General features: G+C 42.2%; 17 protein-coding genes. 11 read left to right on the plus strand and 6 right to left on the minus strand.

Annotation, left to right across the window (positions count from 1 at the left end):
* Positions 1-121: 121 nt before the first annotated feature.
* The 9 genes from BLT41_RS02920 (at position 122) to BLT41_RS02960 (ending at position 8,078) form a co-directional block, all read left to right on the plus strand.
* Positions 122-913 (plus strand): hypothetical protein, encoded by a 792-nt coding sequence (locus BLT41_RS02920; RefSeq protein ID WP_092158072.1) that lies wholly within the window; start codon positions 122-124, stop codon positions 911-913.
* Between the two features lie 400 nt (positions 914-1,313).
* Positions 1,314-2,093 carry a molybdate ABC transporter substrate-binding protein gene (gene modA / locus BLT41_RS02925; RefSeq protein WP_092158074.1) on the plus strand — a complete coding sequence of 260 codons (780 nt, stop codon included), beginning with the start codon at positions 1,314-1,316 and terminating at the stop codon, positions 2,091-2,093.
* 80 nt (positions 2,094-2,173) lie between these two features.
* The gene (locus BLT41_RS02930) at positions 2,174-2,863 is read left to right on the plus strand and encodes an ABC transporter permease (RefSeq protein ID WP_244512181.1); all 690 of its coding nucleotides are present in this window, start codon (positions 2,174-2,176) and stop codon (positions 2,861-2,863) included.
* Positions 2,860-3,921 (plus strand): ATP-binding cassette domain-containing protein, encoded by a 1,062-nt coding sequence (locus BLT41_RS02935; RefSeq protein ID WP_092158077.1) that lies wholly within the window; start codon positions 2,860-2,862, stop codon positions 3,919-3,921. The genes BLT41_RS02930 and BLT41_RS02935 overlap by 4 nt, the downstream gene beginning before the upstream one ends.
* 14 nt (positions 3,922-3,935) lie before the next feature.
* A complete protein-coding gene (gene tsaA / locus BLT41_RS02940) occupies positions 3,936-4,430 on the plus strand; it encodes a tRNA (N6-threonylcarbamoyladenosine(37)-N6)-methyltransferase TrmO (RefSeq protein ID WP_092158079.1) in 495 nt (164 codons plus the stop codon).
* A 37-nt stretch (positions 4,431-4,467) separates the two neighbouring features.
* Entirely contained in the window at positions 4,468-5,520 is a 1,053-nt protein-coding gene (locus BLT41_RS02945; RefSeq protein WP_092158080.1) for an ABC transporter substrate-binding protein, read from the plus strand.
* Entirely contained in the window at positions 5,501-6,550 is a 1,050-nt protein-coding gene (locus BLT41_RS02950; protein WP_092158081.1) for a FecCD family ABC transporter permease, read from the plus strand. The genes BLT41_RS02945 and BLT41_RS02950 overlap by 20 nt, the downstream gene beginning before the upstream one ends.
* A complete protein-coding gene (locus tag BLT41_RS02955) occupies positions 6,541-7,320 on the plus strand; it encodes an ABC transporter ATP-binding protein (RefSeq protein ID WP_170830294.1) in 780 nt (259 codons plus the stop codon). Before BLT41_RS02950 ends, BLT41_RS02955 begins: the two co-directional genes overlap by 10 nt.
* A gap of 41 nt (positions 7,321-7,361) precedes the next feature.
* Entirely contained in the window at positions 7,362-8,078 is a 717-nt protein-coding gene (locus BLT41_RS02960; RefSeq protein WP_092158083.1) for a substrate-binding domain-containing protein, read from the plus strand.
* Between the two features lie 71 nt (positions 8,079-8,149).
* On the opposite strand, the gene BLT41_RS02965 is transcribed toward BLT41_RS02960, so the two are convergent.
* Both BLT41_RS02965 and BLT41_RS02970 read right to left on the minus strand, forming a co-directional pair.
* A complete protein-coding gene (locus tag BLT41_RS02965) occupies positions 8,150-9,028 on the minus strand; it encodes an NAD(P)-dependent oxidoreductase (protein WP_092158085.1) in 879 nt (292 codons plus the stop codon).
* 104 nt (positions 9,029-9,132) lie between these two features.
* The gene (locus tag BLT41_RS02970) at positions 9,133-9,723 is read right to left on the minus strand and encodes a LysE family translocator (protein WP_092158086.1); all 591 of its coding nucleotides are present in this window, start codon (positions 9,721-9,723) and stop codon (positions 9,133-9,135) included.
* A 90-nt stretch (positions 9,724-9,813) separates the two neighbouring features.
* On the opposite strand from BLT41_RS02970, the gene BLT41_RS02975 reads away from it, so the two are divergent.
* Positions 9,814-11,175 carry an aminotransferase-like domain-containing protein gene (locus tag BLT41_RS02975; protein WP_092158087.1) on the plus strand — a complete coding sequence of 454 codons (1,362 nt, stop codon included), beginning with the start codon at positions 9,814-9,816 and terminating at the stop codon, positions 11,173-11,175.
* Positions 11,176-11,294: 119 nt separating this feature from the next.
* Here BLT41_RS02975 and BLT41_RS02980 read toward each other — a convergent pair whose 3' ends face one another.
* Entirely contained in the window at positions 11,295-11,678 is a 384-nt protein-coding gene (locus BLT41_RS02980) for a hypothetical protein (protein WP_092158088.1), read from the minus strand.
* A 54-nt stretch (positions 11,679-11,732) separates the two neighbouring features.
* Positions 11,733-12,758, minus strand: coding sequence for an RHS repeat domain-containing protein (locus BLT41_RS02985; RefSeq protein ID WP_139167320.1), 1,026 nt, complete (start codon positions 12,756-12,758; stop codon positions 11,733-11,735).
* Positions 12,759-12,913: 155 nt separating this feature from the next.
* Here BLT41_RS02985 and BLT41_RS02990 point away from each other — a divergent pair, with 155 nt between their 5' ends.
* Complete coding sequence (locus BLT41_RS02990; protein WP_092158090.1) at positions 12,914-13,855, plus strand: sulfite exporter TauE/SafE family protein; 942 nt, start codon at positions 12,914-12,916, stop codon at positions 13,853-13,855.
* A 376-nt stretch (positions 13,856-14,231) separates the two neighbouring features.
* Here BLT41_RS02990 and BLT41_RS17735 read toward each other — a convergent pair whose 3' ends face one another.
* Together BLT41_RS17735 and BLT41_RS17810 are read right to left on the minus strand one after the other, a co-directional pair.
* On the minus strand, positions 14,232-15,419 hold the full coding sequence (locus BLT41_RS17735; protein WP_092158091.1) for a helix-turn-helix domain-containing protein: 1,188 nt from the start codon (positions 15,417-15,419) through the stop codon (positions 14,232-14,234).
* Positions 15,400-15,714 carry a type II toxin-antitoxin system HigB family toxin gene (locus BLT41_RS17810; RefSeq protein WP_425283308.1) on the minus strand — a complete coding sequence of 105 codons (315 nt, stop codon included), beginning with the start codon at positions 15,712-15,714 and terminating at the stop codon, positions 15,400-15,402. The genes BLT41_RS17735 and BLT41_RS17810 overlap by 20 nt, the downstream gene beginning before the upstream one ends.
* Between the last annotated feature and the right edge of the window lie 61 nt (positions 15,715-15,775).

Consider the following 15,775-nt stretch of genomic DNA (forward strand, 5'->3'; position numbering starts at 1 on the left):
TTTATTTTCTAAGTAGCTCTGTTATATCATGTCACAGAGTTAATAAGAGTGTTTAGGGGAAATGAAGAGCTTTTTTTGCCTTAGTAATGCCTACCGATTTGGCACGTATGAGGAGTAAAATATGAGCACTGTAAATTCTATGAAGGTAAGCGAAATTCTTGCGTTCACTCTTGCTAATGGACTTCAAAGTGAATATTTTCGTATTTTTAATAATTATCAGTGCAATTTGCCTGATAAGGAAGTTGTTGCACATATTTCAATACGTGCGAGCCTTACAAAGAATCCCGACAGCATTGCAAAATTAAAAAATTGCGGGAAAAGAGTTTTAGAAAAAACAAATTTGCGCACCAAATTGAATCTACAAGCCAAGTGCAGCTCATCTGACGTAATAAAGGTGCAAAAAGAGCTGGTAGAAGAGTATCCATTTTCGTTTCAGCTTTTACATAATTTCATTGAAGAATACATACTTAAGAACAAAGGAATAGACTATGACATGCTGGATTACTTCAGGAAAGTGTACGGCAAAGTCCCGGACGCAATTATTGTTCTAGACCTTCTTGAAATAGTTGCTGACTTGTTAGCGGGAAACAAATTTTTCTTCTATGCAAAATCAAACAACTGGATTGAAAAATATTGTACGAAAGGGCCTTCGTTTTTTGCTGACTGGAACGCCACCCATCTGCTCGTAAGCCTATATAAAATGAAGCACTGGAGAGCATTTAGTTGGCTTGTGTATTCACATGTCATGAGAGTAATGCACGGCAGGGATACTTACAGGATTAATTTGAAAGAATTTCCTTCCGAATTGCTATGTAAGTATAAATCGTTTTTTTGCGAACACAAAAAGAAAATCATTTTGAAAAAGAATATAGCGACAAGGCCTACAAAGTTTTTCGTAAATTTTGCTTGTTAGCCTTTTCCGGTGCGTGAAAGGGTGCATTCATTGGATGTATGTTTGTAAGTTTCGACCAAAAACAGCTTCCGCATTAGTGCGGTGGCTGTTTTTGTTTTATTGTGTCTATTCTGACATAATAAAACAATGTTGAATGATAATGATGACTATCTGTCTGCATGTAACTGAAGCGAGTGCTAGTGTATGATGCTTGGCTTGGTGTTTATATTTATTATAAAGATTAAAAAAATGAATGATAACAGAAGAGCAGGTTGTTTTATATTTTATTCTAGTACCATCTTGTAACTAATAACAGACGCATTGCTATTAATAGTCTTCCTTGTTATGTCAAAAAACACATATAATATTGACCTATTATAAATATTATAGAGTTTTTTATAATTAATTTGGGGGATTTAAAATGTATAGATCAAAGTTACGTGTACTAACCGTTTTTATGTTTTGCTTATTCTTTTTAGGATTAACAAGTGTCGTAAAAGCTGAGGAATTAAGAATTTTTTCCGGTGCCGGACTTATGAAACCGATGGAAGAGTTGCGGCAGAATTTTGAGAAAAAAAATAACGTTACAATAAGTGTTCATTACGGCAGTTCCGGTGAAATTTTCGGAATGATGTCTATGGGCCAGACTTGTGATGTATTCATTCCCGGCGCAGAAAAATATACAAATGATGCCGTTAAAAACGGCTGGCTCTATAAGCCCAGCATCATCAAAATAGTTAAGCATATACCTGTGATTGTCGTTCCTGCTGGAAATCCGTTAAATATTAAGAGTCTTGATGATCTTGCCCGGCCCGGTTTGAAAGTTGCGCTTTGCGATCCTAAATCTGCTGCAATAGGAAAAGTTTCTAAAAAACTTCTCGGCAAATGCAAGCTTTGGGACAAAGTTGAGCCGAATGTCGTTGTTTTTGCTCCCACCTGCAATCAGCTTCTCATCTACACTGCTCTTGATCAGGCTGACGCCACAATTAACTGGTTAGACGTAACCACTTGGGCGGAAGGCAAAGGCAAAGTTCAGACTGTTAAAATTGATCCAGCCCGCAATATGATTAAGACTATTCCGACCGCTCTTCATATCTCGGCAAAAGATAATCCTCTAGCTGTTAAGTTGAATGACTATATTGCTTCCTCTGAAGGAATGGTTGTATGGGAAAAATGGGGATTTGAGCCTTGCACAAGGTAAACTTTTTTAAGATCTGGCTTCTTTTCTGTACGTTTTTTATAACAACGCTCCTGGTTCTTGCAATCGGAGCGTTGTTTACAGTGCCTACTTTTGAAGATGTCTGGATGAATCTCCAAAGTGAAGAAATGCGTTTTTCGCTTAGTTTATCCCTCATTACAGGGCTTATTTCTTCTGTTTTGGTGATGTTGTTTTCTCTTCCGATTGGCTTTGCTCTTTCCAGGCTTAGCTTCCCCGGTAAGGGAATAGTTAGAACTATTATGGATCTTCCGATTGCTTTTCCAGAACTTGTTTTGGGGCTTTGCCTGATTTTACTTTTTGGGAAAACCCCTATTGGTACTGCTCTTAAATCCATAGGAATTAATTTCGTTTTCACGCAGGAAGGCGTAGTCGTTGCGCAGTTTTTTACGGCGCTGCCCTATGCTATCCGCATAATGAAATCGACATTTGATTTTATCAGTCCCCGTATGGAATTTATCTCACGCAGTCTCGGCTATACTCAGTTTGAAACATTTATAAAAGTTTCATTACCTCTTGCCGGTAAAGGGATATTGGCTGCTTCAGTTATCGCTTTTGCCCGCTGCATCGGAACGTTCGGTACTGTTCTGATTTTAGCCGGTGGGTCATATATGAAAACTGAAACGCTGCCTGTAACCTTATATCTCAATATTTCTTACGGAAACATGGGAATGGCATTAACTAGCGGATTGCTGCTGGTAGCGGTTTCATTTGCGGCGATTTTTGTATTTGAAATGACGGAAGTGAAGCTATGAGTTTTCTAAGTGTAAACGATTTGCATATTGATCTTGGCCAGTTTTCTCTCAAAGGAGTGTCCCTTGATCTTAAAAAAGGTGACTATCTCGCGGTGATGGGACCGACCGGTTCGGGTAAGACCATTCTTCTCGAATGTATAATAGGTTTTTATAAACCTAGGCAGGGTCAGATTTTTTTAGAAGGGCGTGACATTACTAATGAAAAACCTGAAAAAAGAAGAATAGGCATTGTCTATCAGGATTACGCGCTTCTGCCGCATTTAACCGTATTTAAAAATATTGAATATGGTTTGAAAAAAATTGATGCCGGAAAAGAAAGCAGAAAAGCTAAGATTATCAAGATGGCTGAATTACTTAATATTAGTCATATTCTGCACCGTAAACCTGAGACTCTTTCAGGGGGCGAGCAACAGAGAACAGCGCTTGCCCGCGCCTTGGTTGTTGAACCGAAACTTTTGCTTATGGATGAGCCGCTTTCAGCCCTTGATCCTAAAACAAGACATAATATTCGTTCACTGCTCAGAAAAACAATCGAGAAGCTCGATATTACTGTGCTTCATATCACACATGATATGGACGATGTCTGGTCTATGGCAAATAAAGTAGCCATTTTTAAGAACGGAGAATTGTTGCAGCACAATACCAGAGAACAGGTATTCAACTGTCCGGAAAGTTCTTTCCTTGCCGATTTTGTCGGGGCGGTCATTTACGATGGAAGGGTTGTCAGTAATTGTGGCGGGAAAAGTCTGGTTGATATTCAGGGACTTGAGCTTTCAGTTGTTGAGAAGGTAAAAAGTGATCCGGCTGTAAAAGTAGCATTGCGACCTGAAAATGTGATGGTTTTCAGAGAAAAGCCGACAGATGCTTTTGAGCGGAATATTTTTGAAGCAACTCTGGATGATTTTTATCACGAAGGGAATCTTTGCCACCTTTCATATAGCAGTAAAGGCGTACGGATACCGGTTATGATGATGACTAATTCGTTTTATGAAATGGATTTGAAAAAGGACCAAAGTTCTTTTTTGGCGATCCGTTCTCATGATTTAAGAATCTTGTAAGGCGGGAGCACTTTATGGACACAATTAATTTTCACCCGATAGGCTACATTCACTCCCCGTTTGATAAACTTGATGGAATGCCTATACAGCCGTCAGGGGCAAAGGATGCTCTCGGATATATTGAGCTTTCTGAAGATCTTCAAGAAGGTTTGAAAGATTTGGAAGGATTTTCACATATTATTCTATTGTATCATTTCCATAAAAATGAGGGGTACAAGCTGAGTGTGAAGCCTTTTATGGATACTGTTGAGCGAGGATTATTTTCGACCCGTGCTCCCCGCAGGCCGAATATGATAGGAATGTCTACAGTTGAACTCCGTGAAATAAAAGGAAATATTATTAAAATTAAAGGGGTGGACGTTTTAAACGGAACTCCCTTGATTGATATTAAGCCGTATGTAGCAAAATTTGATGCAGTTCCGGCTGATCGTTTCGGCTGGTTGGAAAAAAATGCGAAAAAGTCGGAAACGCTTAAATCCGATACAAGATTTGTTGGCGATAGTGATTGATAATTTGGATTTAAAATTTATAAAGAGAGAATGTTTTATGAAGAATTTAAGAATGTTAGGTGTGTTGAGTTGTTTGGCTATCAGTTGTTTAGTCCTTTTTGCTGCTCCTGCTATGGCGCAGAAGACTGTAACTGATCAGCTTGGCAGAACAGTTATTGTTCCGGATGTAAGTAAGCGTGCGGTTGTTTTGCAGCATCAGGCTTTAGATATTATGATTCAGCTTGGCGCAGCCGATTCTGTTGTCGGTATTCTTGATAAGTGGGATAAATATCTGCCCGGCGCACGTAAAGGTATCAAAAATATCGAAAGCATGCCTACTCCCGGCGGCCTGAAAAGTGTGAATATGGAGAGCCTGTTAACTCTGAATCCTGATCTCGTAATTGTTACCCATTACGCTTCGAAAGATATGATTGATCAGATTACAAATGCCGGAATACCTGTTGTCGGGATATCTCTTTACAACGCAGGATATGAACATACCTCTGTTCTCAATCCTGATTTGAAGGATGCGAGCAAGGCTTATAATGAAGGATTGAAAGAAGGCGTTCGACTTATTGCTAATCTTTTCGGCAAGCAAAAGAGGGCTGAAAAATTAATCTCTGTTATCGATTCAAATCAGAAAATATTGAAAAAACATCTCGGTAAAATTTCCGAAGATAAACGTGTAAGATGTTACATGGCTCATTCCAACCTCGGAACCTATGGTCGCGGCAAATATACAAGCGTAATCATGGAACGTGCCGGTGGAGTGAATGTTGCTGCTAAGGATATTGTCGGATTCAAAAAAGTTACCATGGAAGATGTCTTGCGCTGGAATCCTGAAGTTGTATTTATCCAGTGGCGTCATCGTAAAATAGTAAAAGACTTGATTAATGATCCGATTTGGAAAGAAGTCAGTGCTGTTAAAAACAATCGGGTCTTTATTTGTCCTGAGTATGCAAAACCTTGGGGACACCCACTGCCTGAGTCTATGGCTTTAGGTGAATTGTGGATGGCTAAAACATTGTATCCTGAAAAATTCAAAGATGTAGATCTGTCAGCTCTTGTTCAGTCTTATTATAAAGAATTCTATGGCACAGATTATAAATAAATCCGCAATCGCAGGCGGCAGGAACCTTCGGAGTAGATGGACTATTCTGCTCTGGGTGGCTCCTGCCGCCGTTTTCTGTCTGGGGCTTGCATGGGGACGATATCAAGTTGACCTTTTGGATGTGTTGTTAATTTTAGGGGATGCTTTAGGGCTGCCTGTGAGTGGAGAATGGTCCTCAATTGTCCAGACCGTGGTGCTTAATGTTCGTTTGCCCCGCGTCCTTGCGGCCATGATTATCGGAGGCGGGTTATCTGTTTCAGGAGCTGCCTTTCAAGGGCTTTTCCGTAATCCGCTGGTCTCTCCTTATGTGCTTGGTGTTGCTTCCGGCGCAGGTTTCGGAGCTGCTTTAGGTATAATCATATGGAATCAGCCGGTGATGATTCAAGGTTGTGCGTTCTTTTTTGGAATGACTGCCGTAATTGCCGCATGGTTGATGAGTCGTTTATATAAGGCCAGCGGGTCAATGATCATTGTTCTTGCCGGGGTGATAGTGGGAGCTTTTTTCCAATCGCTTCTTTCCCTTATCAAGTACCTTGCAGACCCTGATGATAAGCTTCCTGTGATTATCTACTGGCTTATGGGTTCTCTTTCCTCAATTACGATGGAAGATCTCTATACTGTTCTTCTGCCTATGGGAGTCTGTATTGTCGGGCTTTTGATGGTGCGGTGGCGGCTTAATGTTCTTTCGTTCGGTGATGAGGAAGCCAAAACGCTTGGAGTGGAAGCCGGACGGTTGCGTTTCGGGGTGGTTGTGGCGGTCACGATTATTACAGCCAGTGCTGTTTCCGTCAGCGGAATTGTGGGCTGGGTCGGACTCGTTGTGCCTCATCTTGCCAGAATGATGGTCGGTCCTGACTACAGAAAATTAATACCTGCAAGCCTTGCATTAGGTGCGTGTTACCTTGTGTTGATTGACGGCATTGCCAGAAATATAAGTTCAGCTGAAATTCCACTGGGAATCCTTACTGCCACAGTGGGAGCTCCTTTTTTTGCTTGGCTCTTAGGAAGAGGGAGGACAGGTTGGGCATAGTTTTAACGGTTTCAGATCTTTCTTTTGCTTATGAAGGTGGAAAGTCGGTCTGGACAGATATTTCATTGGAAGTTCATGCTGGAGAGGTTCTTTCTATACTTGGGCCGAATGGAACCGGTAAGTCCACTTTGTTAAGATGTATGGCTGGATTGCATGTTCCTTCGGTCGGTCAGGTTTCGATCGAGGGGCGGCAAGTGCAAAAGATGAGTCGCAAAGATGTGGCTCGGGCTATTGCTTTTGTGCCGCAGATGCACACTCCTGTGTTTTCTTTTTCAGCTCTTGATGTTGTTGTTATGGGCCGCACTGCGCATATTGGTGCTTTTTCGTCGCCATCTGCTAAAGATTACGCCATATCAGAACAGGCTATGGAAACTCTTGGAATTTCATCCCTTGCGCATAAGTCCTACGACGAAACAAGCGGCGGGGAGCGGCAGTTGATTCTTTTTGCAAGAGCGCTTGCTCAGGAAGCACGCATTCTTTTGCTTGATGAGCCTACTTCGCATCTGGATTTCGGCAATCAGGCCCGAACATTAGTGCTTGTGCGTAAACTTGCAGATCAGGGTTTAGCAGTTGTAATGACCACTCATTTTCCAGATCATGCTTTAGGTTTTTCAGAGCGAACCGCATTGATTGCAGATGGAAGATTGCAAGGTTATGGAAGAACTGAGAGTGTTCTTAATTCTGAAAAGCTCAGTGATTTGTATGGACTGCCCGTTGATGTGTTTACTCTTGAAGCTGGAGAAAAAGTGTGTATTGCCCGGGCAACATGATCAGGCAAAAAATGCTTAAGTAAAAAATGGAAGATTAGAATATGACAAAAGAAATACTTGTTTTTGCGGCTGGAAGTTTGCGTAAAGTTTTGCCCGCTATGGCCGGACGGTCCGGTTTTTCAATAAATTCTGTCTTTGGTCCTTCCGGGGTTTTAAGGGAACGGATAGCACAGGGAGAACGCCCCGCTCTGTATTTGTCTGCAAACCTTAAGCACTGTCAGATTCTTGCTGATATGGGCCTTTGCTCCGAGCCGATAGTTTTTACTGAAAATTCGTTGTGCTTGTTCGGGCGTCCGTCAGCTTTGCAACGCGGGGATGCTTTGCAGAATATGCTGAGTTCTGAGAACAGGCTTGGAACATCAACTCCAGTCGATGATCCCGGAGGAGATTACGCTTTTTCAGTGTTCGACAGAGCCGAGGTTATACAGCCCGGAAGCCGTGAGTTTTTGAGAAGTAAAGCTCTGACGCTGGTCGGAGGAAAGAATTCTCCCAAAGCGGCTGGACCGCATTCTCCGGTATATGGCTTATTTGCTGAGGACAAAGTGGATCTTTTCTTGGGATACCGGACAACCGCAATGGATATTGCTGGAAGAATGGATGATGTTGAAATTATGGATTTGCCTGATTCACTTAGTGTAAATGCGCAATACTTTGCTGTTGTTATAGAAAAAAATAATGATGGAGTTGAACTTCTTAAGGGTTTGCAGGCTAGTTCTGCCCAGAATGCGCTTGAAGAGTTCGGGTTTAAAAGACTTTAATATCTTTTTCAAAAAAGAACCCCGCTGAGACCTCTTTTAGATAAGAAATTTCAGCGGGGTTTTTATTTAATTTAAATCGCGTTCATTTTCTCAAGAACCTTATAAAGTCCCTGTGTTCCGAGCTCTTCATGTCCCATTGCCATGGCGGAAATGTAGAACTGATTTACAAGCGCAAGTCCGGGCAGTGAAAGCTTCATGCGTTTTGCTTCATCGAGGGCAATACCCATGTCTTTTACAAAATGCTTGATGAAAAAGCCGGGGTCGAAATCGCTGTCGGCAATTCTGCGGCCTAAGTTGTTGATGGACCATGAACCGGCAGCTCCGGAACCGATGACATCAATTACTTTGTGAAGGTCCATACCCGCTTTTTGAGCATAAAGCAGTGATTCCACAACGCCGATCATGGTTCCGGCTATTAGAATTTGATTGCACATTTTGGTGTGCTGTCCCGCCCCTGTTTCGCCCATGAGTTGAACATTATCGCCCATTATATTGAAAAGATCTTTGACCTTATCAAAAACTTTTTTATCGCCGCCGACCATAATTGCCAATGTTGCATTGCGTGCTCCGAGATCGCCGCCCGAGACAGGAGCATCAAGGGAACCTACATTTTTATCAGCAGCTTCGGCGTGAATGAGTTCCGCTAAAGCAGGTTCGGAGGTTGTCATATCAACGATAATTTTTCCGGAATCAGCATTGGCAAGCACGCCTTTAGTTCCGAGGATTGTCTGTTCAACATCGGTTGGGTAGCCAACTATGGTGAAGATAATGTCAGCCTTCTGCGCGACTGTAGCGGGAGAGTCACACCATGTTGCTCCGGCTGCAATAAGATCGGCAGCTTTGGCTTTTGTGCGGTTGTAGATAAAAGCTTCGTGGCCCGCTTTTACAAGGTGCATACACATAGAGCTTCCCATTACGCCCGTTCCAATCCAGCCTATTTTCTTACTCATAATCCTGATCCTCACATAAAATTATATTTCAACAGTACTTAAAAGTTCATATCCTAATAAGTTCAAAACGAAAACCATTTGATACCGAAGTCCGGCTATATATTTTATTTATACAAAGCATATAAAGTTGCGCCGACCATAAGCACCACCATTGATGAATTGATGCATAGTCTAAGTTTGCGGGTGCGCATTAGACTGAGCAATGATGATCCCGTGTAGCCCCAGAAACAGTTAAAAATTAGTCCTCCGAGAGTTGAAGTCAGCACAAATATGCTTATTTCTAAAAATTGGGGAGCAGATGGATCAGCGAACTGGCTGAACGCGGAAATATTCATAGCCCAGTTTTTAGGGTTCAGAGGATGGAGCATTAAGCCGTCGTAAATTGAGAAAGGTCTTATCTTTTCTGGAGACTGCACATTCATACGCATTATTTTAAAAGCTAAATAGAGGATATAAATCAGGCTGATAGTTTTTAAAAAATAGGCTGTTTCCGGTGACGTAGTATATAGTTTGCCCAAGCCCATGGCTGTGAGTATTGCGACAAGAAAGCCACCCCCATTCATCCCGATCATAAACGGAATAGATTTTTTGAAGCCCACGGTCTGGCCTAATGCCAGCATCGATAAATTGCCGGGACCGGGGGTTCCGGTCATGACGATAACAAAGAGTAAAAACGGCCAGTAATTTTCCTGCATAATATTTTCCTTTCGAGATTGTGTGCATCAATTTTTCTGATTGTAGACATATTGTTGACATTGTGTGTAGTCAATGGAATTATTGTGTGCATGACAAATTGGAACCCCACACTTGAAGACGGGACCGGTCCGAAATATCGCGCACTGGCTGATGCCATTGAGCGTGATATCTTTGCAGGCAAGCTTAAACCGGGGGATCGCCTCCCCACACATCGCGAACTGGCTGACGAGCTGGCAATCAATGTCAGCACCGTTACACGCGGTTATGTTGAGGCTGAGCGGCGCGGTCTGATTTCGGGAACTGTAGGGCGCGGAACCTTTGTGGCTTCAGATGCGCGGATTTCTTCTTCTATGGTTTCATTCGAACCGCATGCTCCCGGTCTTATTGAGATGGGTATGGTTAATACCTTCTACGATCTGGACCCGGATATTCAAGAGGGAATGAAAAGGCTTATCCGGCGGCGTAACTCGAATGCCTTTATGCGTTACACTGATCCACGCGGGTTGCCGGAGCATCGCGGAGCAGGTGCAGAATGGTGCAAGCGTTACCGTCTTGATGTCACTCCGGATGATGTGCTCGTCTGCTCAGGCGCACAGCATGGACTCACTTGTTGCCTGACAGGGTTGTTTCGCGCGGGGGATCGTATTGCATCGTCCGCTCTCACTTATCCCGGCATGAAAACTCTGGCAGCCATGCTTGGCATCCGGCTTGTTCCGATTACAATGGATAAGGAAGGTATGCTTCCCGAAGCGCTGGATACTGTCTGCCGCAGAGAGAATATCAAAGGGCTTTACCTAATGCCCGGGGTGCAGAATCCCACCACTGCGTGTATGTCTGCGCAGCGGCGCGAAGCAATTGCTTTGATCGCGCGCAAGCATTCTCTTATTATCATTGAAGATGATGCTTATGATTTGACCACGCAAAGTTCTCTGCTTCCGGTTTCATCTCTGGTCCCTGAAAACAGTGTTCATATTGCGGGACTTTCCAAGTCACTGGCAGTGGGATTGCGGGTGGCTTTTATGTCCGCTCCCAATCATCTGCGCGATCAACTGGCACATGCGATTTTAAATACAGTATGGATGACTCCGCCTCTTAACGCAGAGCTTGCTTCTGAGTGGATAAAGGATGGCACCGCCGATAAGATTATTAATCTTAAGCAGGATGAAGCTAGAAAGCGTTTTTCAGCGGTTAAAGGTCTTCTTGACGGGTTGATCTACTACGGTCAACCAACGGGATTTTTTATCTGGCTTCAATTGCCGAAACCGTGGCGGGGTTATTTGTTTGAAGCCCGCGCCCGTGAGGCTGGAATAAATATATTCGGCGCGGAAAAGTTTGCAGTGGGTGACAGCGTTGTTCCCGCAATGGCTAGGATTTCACTTAGCGGGCCGCGTACGACAGATGAATTGTTGAGGGGGCTGACAGTTTTGCGGGAGATTTTGTCGCAGCCTTAGCGTGAGCCATAAACATCCACATCTCCGCCAGCAAGACCGATTGGATCGGGTGTTATGAATCTGCCGATGGTAGAATTCTTGTTAAAAAAAAGCCCCAACCTAAGTCGGGGCTAAATTGGTTAGTTGTCTTTCAACTCGGGGTGCCTTTTATAAAAACCTTCCAAGGGTTCAATCTGAACTTTGCACTTTGAACACAGATTGTTATTAGGTTTTTCACCTTTAAGAAAGACTTGTTCACAATTAGGGCAAATATGATCTGTATATAATCCAAGCCCTCTATCTTTTATGGTAGATTTGTCCAACACAGCATACACAATAGCAATAGTGCAGAGAACAGTAATTGCCCAATTTGCGGTGGTGTCAGTAGGGTATCCGCCTCGATGATAAAGAATATTTTCTTTATTCCACGGTGCGGCTGCAAATATTCCAAATATTCCTCCTACTATAAGAAAAATCCTTATAAAGATGGAAGAGTTCTTTTTTTTTATTATTTTATTTTTCATCTCTATCCGTTTTGTCATAGTCAACTAGTCAAGAATTTAAGAGTGGCTTTCATGCTATTTTGAGTGATGTTTGGTTATAGATGTTCGAGAAGGTAATATTTTGCTTTTATCAATATTAAAATTATTCGCGTAACTATTTTGTACGTTTTTATTATACTGCTCTCCAATTTTATCCCAAGCACCTAATTCATCAATTCTTTTTACTAGATAAGGACCAATAATCCCAGCGGCTTCACTGGGAGAGCTAGGTTTTGGAGCTTCTCCGCTAAACGGGTTAAGCCCCTTTGCAAAATCTAATACAGTTTGTGCCCCCGGAGTCGTAGCGATCTTAGTTGCAACAGATGCTGCTGCACTTGAAACAGCAGGGCCTGCTGCTATTCCTGAAGCTAATGCAATAGGCAGCGCCCCTGCCCCGAGAGCTATCTCTGTATATTTTTGTAACTCTTTATTTTTCTTAAATTCATCTACAGTTTTCCCAACAGCCTCACCCGCTGCATCTGCCCCCTTATCAAGAGCTTCTGCCGCAGCTTTTCCACCTTCGACAGTAGCTTTTTTGATACCCTTAATGCTTTTCTCCGTTGCTCCTTCAAGTCCTTTCGGTATCGCAGTAGAAGCTTTACGTAATCCTGAAACTATTTTTGAAAAAGCTCCTTCCTTTTTTTCTTCGCTCTTCCCAGCCAACCCCGTCCGGTCATGAAAATTAATCGGATCATCCAAACAGTAGCCATAAATATCCACATCCCCGCCAGCCAAACCGATTGGGTCGGGGGTGATGAACCTGCCGATGGCGGGATCGTATTCACGATATCCCAAATGTACGAGTCCGGTATCTTTGTCTGTCAGTCCCGCGGCGAATCCTAAACATACCTCTAAACTGACTCCGCTATCGAGTAATACATTACCAAACGAATCATATATAATCCGCTTTACATCATAACCTCTTTCGTCCGCAACCATGAAGATTGTGCCGACTTGATTAGTCGCAAAAAGAAAGGTGCGTCCTTCAAAAGTCATGCTGACGGGATCGCTTTCTTCATTATATGTGAACACCTTCGGGTGTAATCCTTCCCCGTTTGTCACGGCAATAAGCCGAGTCAGGTCCGGGGAACTACATTATGCTTAAATTGATGTTGTTTTCTACTCACAAGGTATGATATTAGGAAGTCAACGAGTGAAGATTATAATAACAACGCTCTATTTGTGAGCTGTACAATCTGAAAAGCGAGAATAAGCCTATGTATTTTCCCGTTGCAGGAATCGAAGTAAACCCTCTTGTCCCTCCGTTAGTGGCTTTCGTAGTATCTTTCTTCACTTCTATGGGGGGAGTTTCAGGCGCATTCCTGCTTATGCCTTTTCAGATGTCGTTTCTCGGCTATACGTCACCATCCGTTTCGGCAACGAATCAGCTCTTTAATATAGTCGCTATTCCGTCAGGTGTTTTGCGCTATATCCGTGAAGGGCGTATGGTTTGGCCTCTGACGATTGTCGTTATTGTGGGAACTTTGCCCGGCGTGCTTGTCGGAGCTATTGTTCGCGTCAAGTGGCTTCCTGATCCAACAGCATTTAAACTTTTTGCCTCAGCAGTGCTGTTGTGGATCGGCGTTAAACTTGCCTTAAGCATACTCAAAAAAGATAAAAGTCCTAATAAAGGTGCTGAAGAAAAGTTTCAGCAACTCGTCAAAGATCATTCAAAGAGAAATGATGAAGGTGAAAAACTTCCGACCGTACGCGTTCTGAAATTTTCAGTAACCCGCATCAGCTATGAATTTTATGGCGAGGTCTATGATTGCTCATCAATCGGTCTTCTTTCGCTGTCTTTGATAGTTGGAGTTGTGGGCGGTATTTATGGTATCGGGGGCGGGTCTATAATTGCACCGTTTTTTGTGACCATCTTCGGGTTGCCGGTTTATACCGTGGCAGGGGCGGCGCTTATGGGTACTTTTGTTACTTCGGTAGCGGGAGTGTTGTTTTATCAGGCCATCGCTCCGCTTTATCCGAATATGGCTATAGCTCCAGACTGGACGCTGGGTATTCTTTTCGGCATCGGCGGCATGGCGGGTATGTATCTCGGAGCGCGTTGTCAGAAATTTTTTCCAGCTAAAATTATCAAATGGATGCTTACGGTCATCATTTTATTTACCGCGGCTAAATATATTTCTGAGTTCTTTTTGAAGTAAAGAAAGTAAAATGATGAGAATTGAGTAAAGTCTGTAATGTATATGGTGACAAAGGAACCCGGTTCCAATTGTCACGAATGATTATTTTTTTTTGATTGTTTCTACTACTGCAGTTGCTTTACGACGTTTTGCTTCTTTAACTGTTATGAATTGTCCATTTTTGGCATCTCTACCAATTTTTCTGGTTTTTTCTTTTGACATGTTTACTCCTTAACAACTGATATTGCTATTGCGTGATGCTCCGATGTCATGGTAGCTATGCTTACTTTACAAGGAGCTACCCGGGTCATGATTTGGGAGCAATTTGTGCCGCGACCCCAGTTGCTTAGATAGGTCGCTTTATTAAAAAACCACTCACTGCTATGAGTGGTTTTTTTTAATTAAATTGGCTTCTTATTTTTCCATGTCCAACATAGCGAGAAAGAAGTCGGTAGTTCTTTTTTTCATATCTAATTCTTCCAGCAACAATTGCTTGATGAATATCTGCTTCTCTTGCAAGACAAATAATATCAGCAATTTTTGCAGATTTAGGTGCGTTAGATGCTACCCATAGTTTTTTAGGGATTAACACTTCTTTTGCAAATTTATCAGCTTCTTTTTCTATATTATCTAGCGAGTTATGCAATTCTAAATCATCAATAATGCAATCGTCGGAGGCTGTAAGGTGGTTCAGTGCTAAGTGAGCTAGTTCATGCAGCAAGGTAAACCAAAAATAGTCAATTCTATCATATCGTAAACTCATTCCTATTACGGGAATTTTTCCTTTTTCCAGAAGAAGTACAGCATCAACATATGTTCGCTTCAGATGAGGCACTATGACCAGTTTTATACCTTTGTTTTGCAAATATTCTTTAGCGTTTGCTGGGCCAGAGGAAAGAGTGCTAAGCTGAACGACCTTGCGTAAAAAATCATAATTAAGCTCAGATTGATTGAAATTTGAGTCAATTTTAATATTATGAGCTTCAGCCAGAACCTTGAGAATCCAAGTTTGAAGAGCAAACGAATCATCTTTTGCGTTACGGCGAGTTCCTTGACGAAAACAGGCTGTTTGGGTCAAAAAATTATCAACCCCTGCTTGAGCCGCAAGGTTACGCATTATTTCTTCTTGCTGTGTACGAGGATCGAGATCCGTCACCCATCCATTCGAAACTATTTCAGATGTTGGAAATTTTTTCCAATCAACGTCATCCCCGTCTTGGTAAAAAGGACTTCCTTCTTGTATTAGTGTTTCAGCGGGAATAGAAAGTCCTGTGTGCAAGGCTCTAATCATTGAAAGAGTTAAGGGCCTTTTTCCACTAAGCACTTCTGAAACTTTAGACCTACTCCCTATAAATGGAACTAAATCGGATTGATTTAATCCTTGTTGATCTATCACGAACTTAATCGCTTCAATAGGGTTTGGTTGAGGAACAGTGTGATGTTCATTTTCATAAACAGATACAAGGGTAAGAAGAATATCAAGTTCGTTGCCTTCTTGAGTATTAGCCTTTGCTCCCCATAGAGATTCAATGCGTTCGAGGGCGAGTTCATAGTCGCCTTCTGTCTTAACAGGGCGGATATTCATGTTTCACCTCCGAAGGGTTAATTTTGTTATAGTCTTTATGTCTGCCAAACCATTTTACGTAGGCAGATTGGCGAAGGAAATCTATATTTACAATTAATCTGAAATGATTACCTTTTATATTAAAAACGATCACGTCATTAGTGATTAAATCAGCTGACCCAAAAATTTGTTTTAATTCTGAAAAATGTTTGAAGTTACTTTTTTTCATAATTACAAGCCATGTTCGCAAGGCTTGATCCGCCTCAGGATAACAGTTGCGATAAGCATTTAATGTTTTGGTTGAGATTACGTTCACAACCAATATATATGTTCCCAAAAAAGATAAGTCAAGAGTGTTCCCATAAAAAAAGTTTGTT

The sequence above is a fragment of the Maridesulfovibrio ferrireducens genome, from assembly GCF_900101105.1.
GTDB lineage: Bacteria > Desulfobacterota > Desulfovibrionia > Desulfovibrionales > Desulfovibrionaceae > Maridesulfovibrio > Maridesulfovibrio ferrireducens.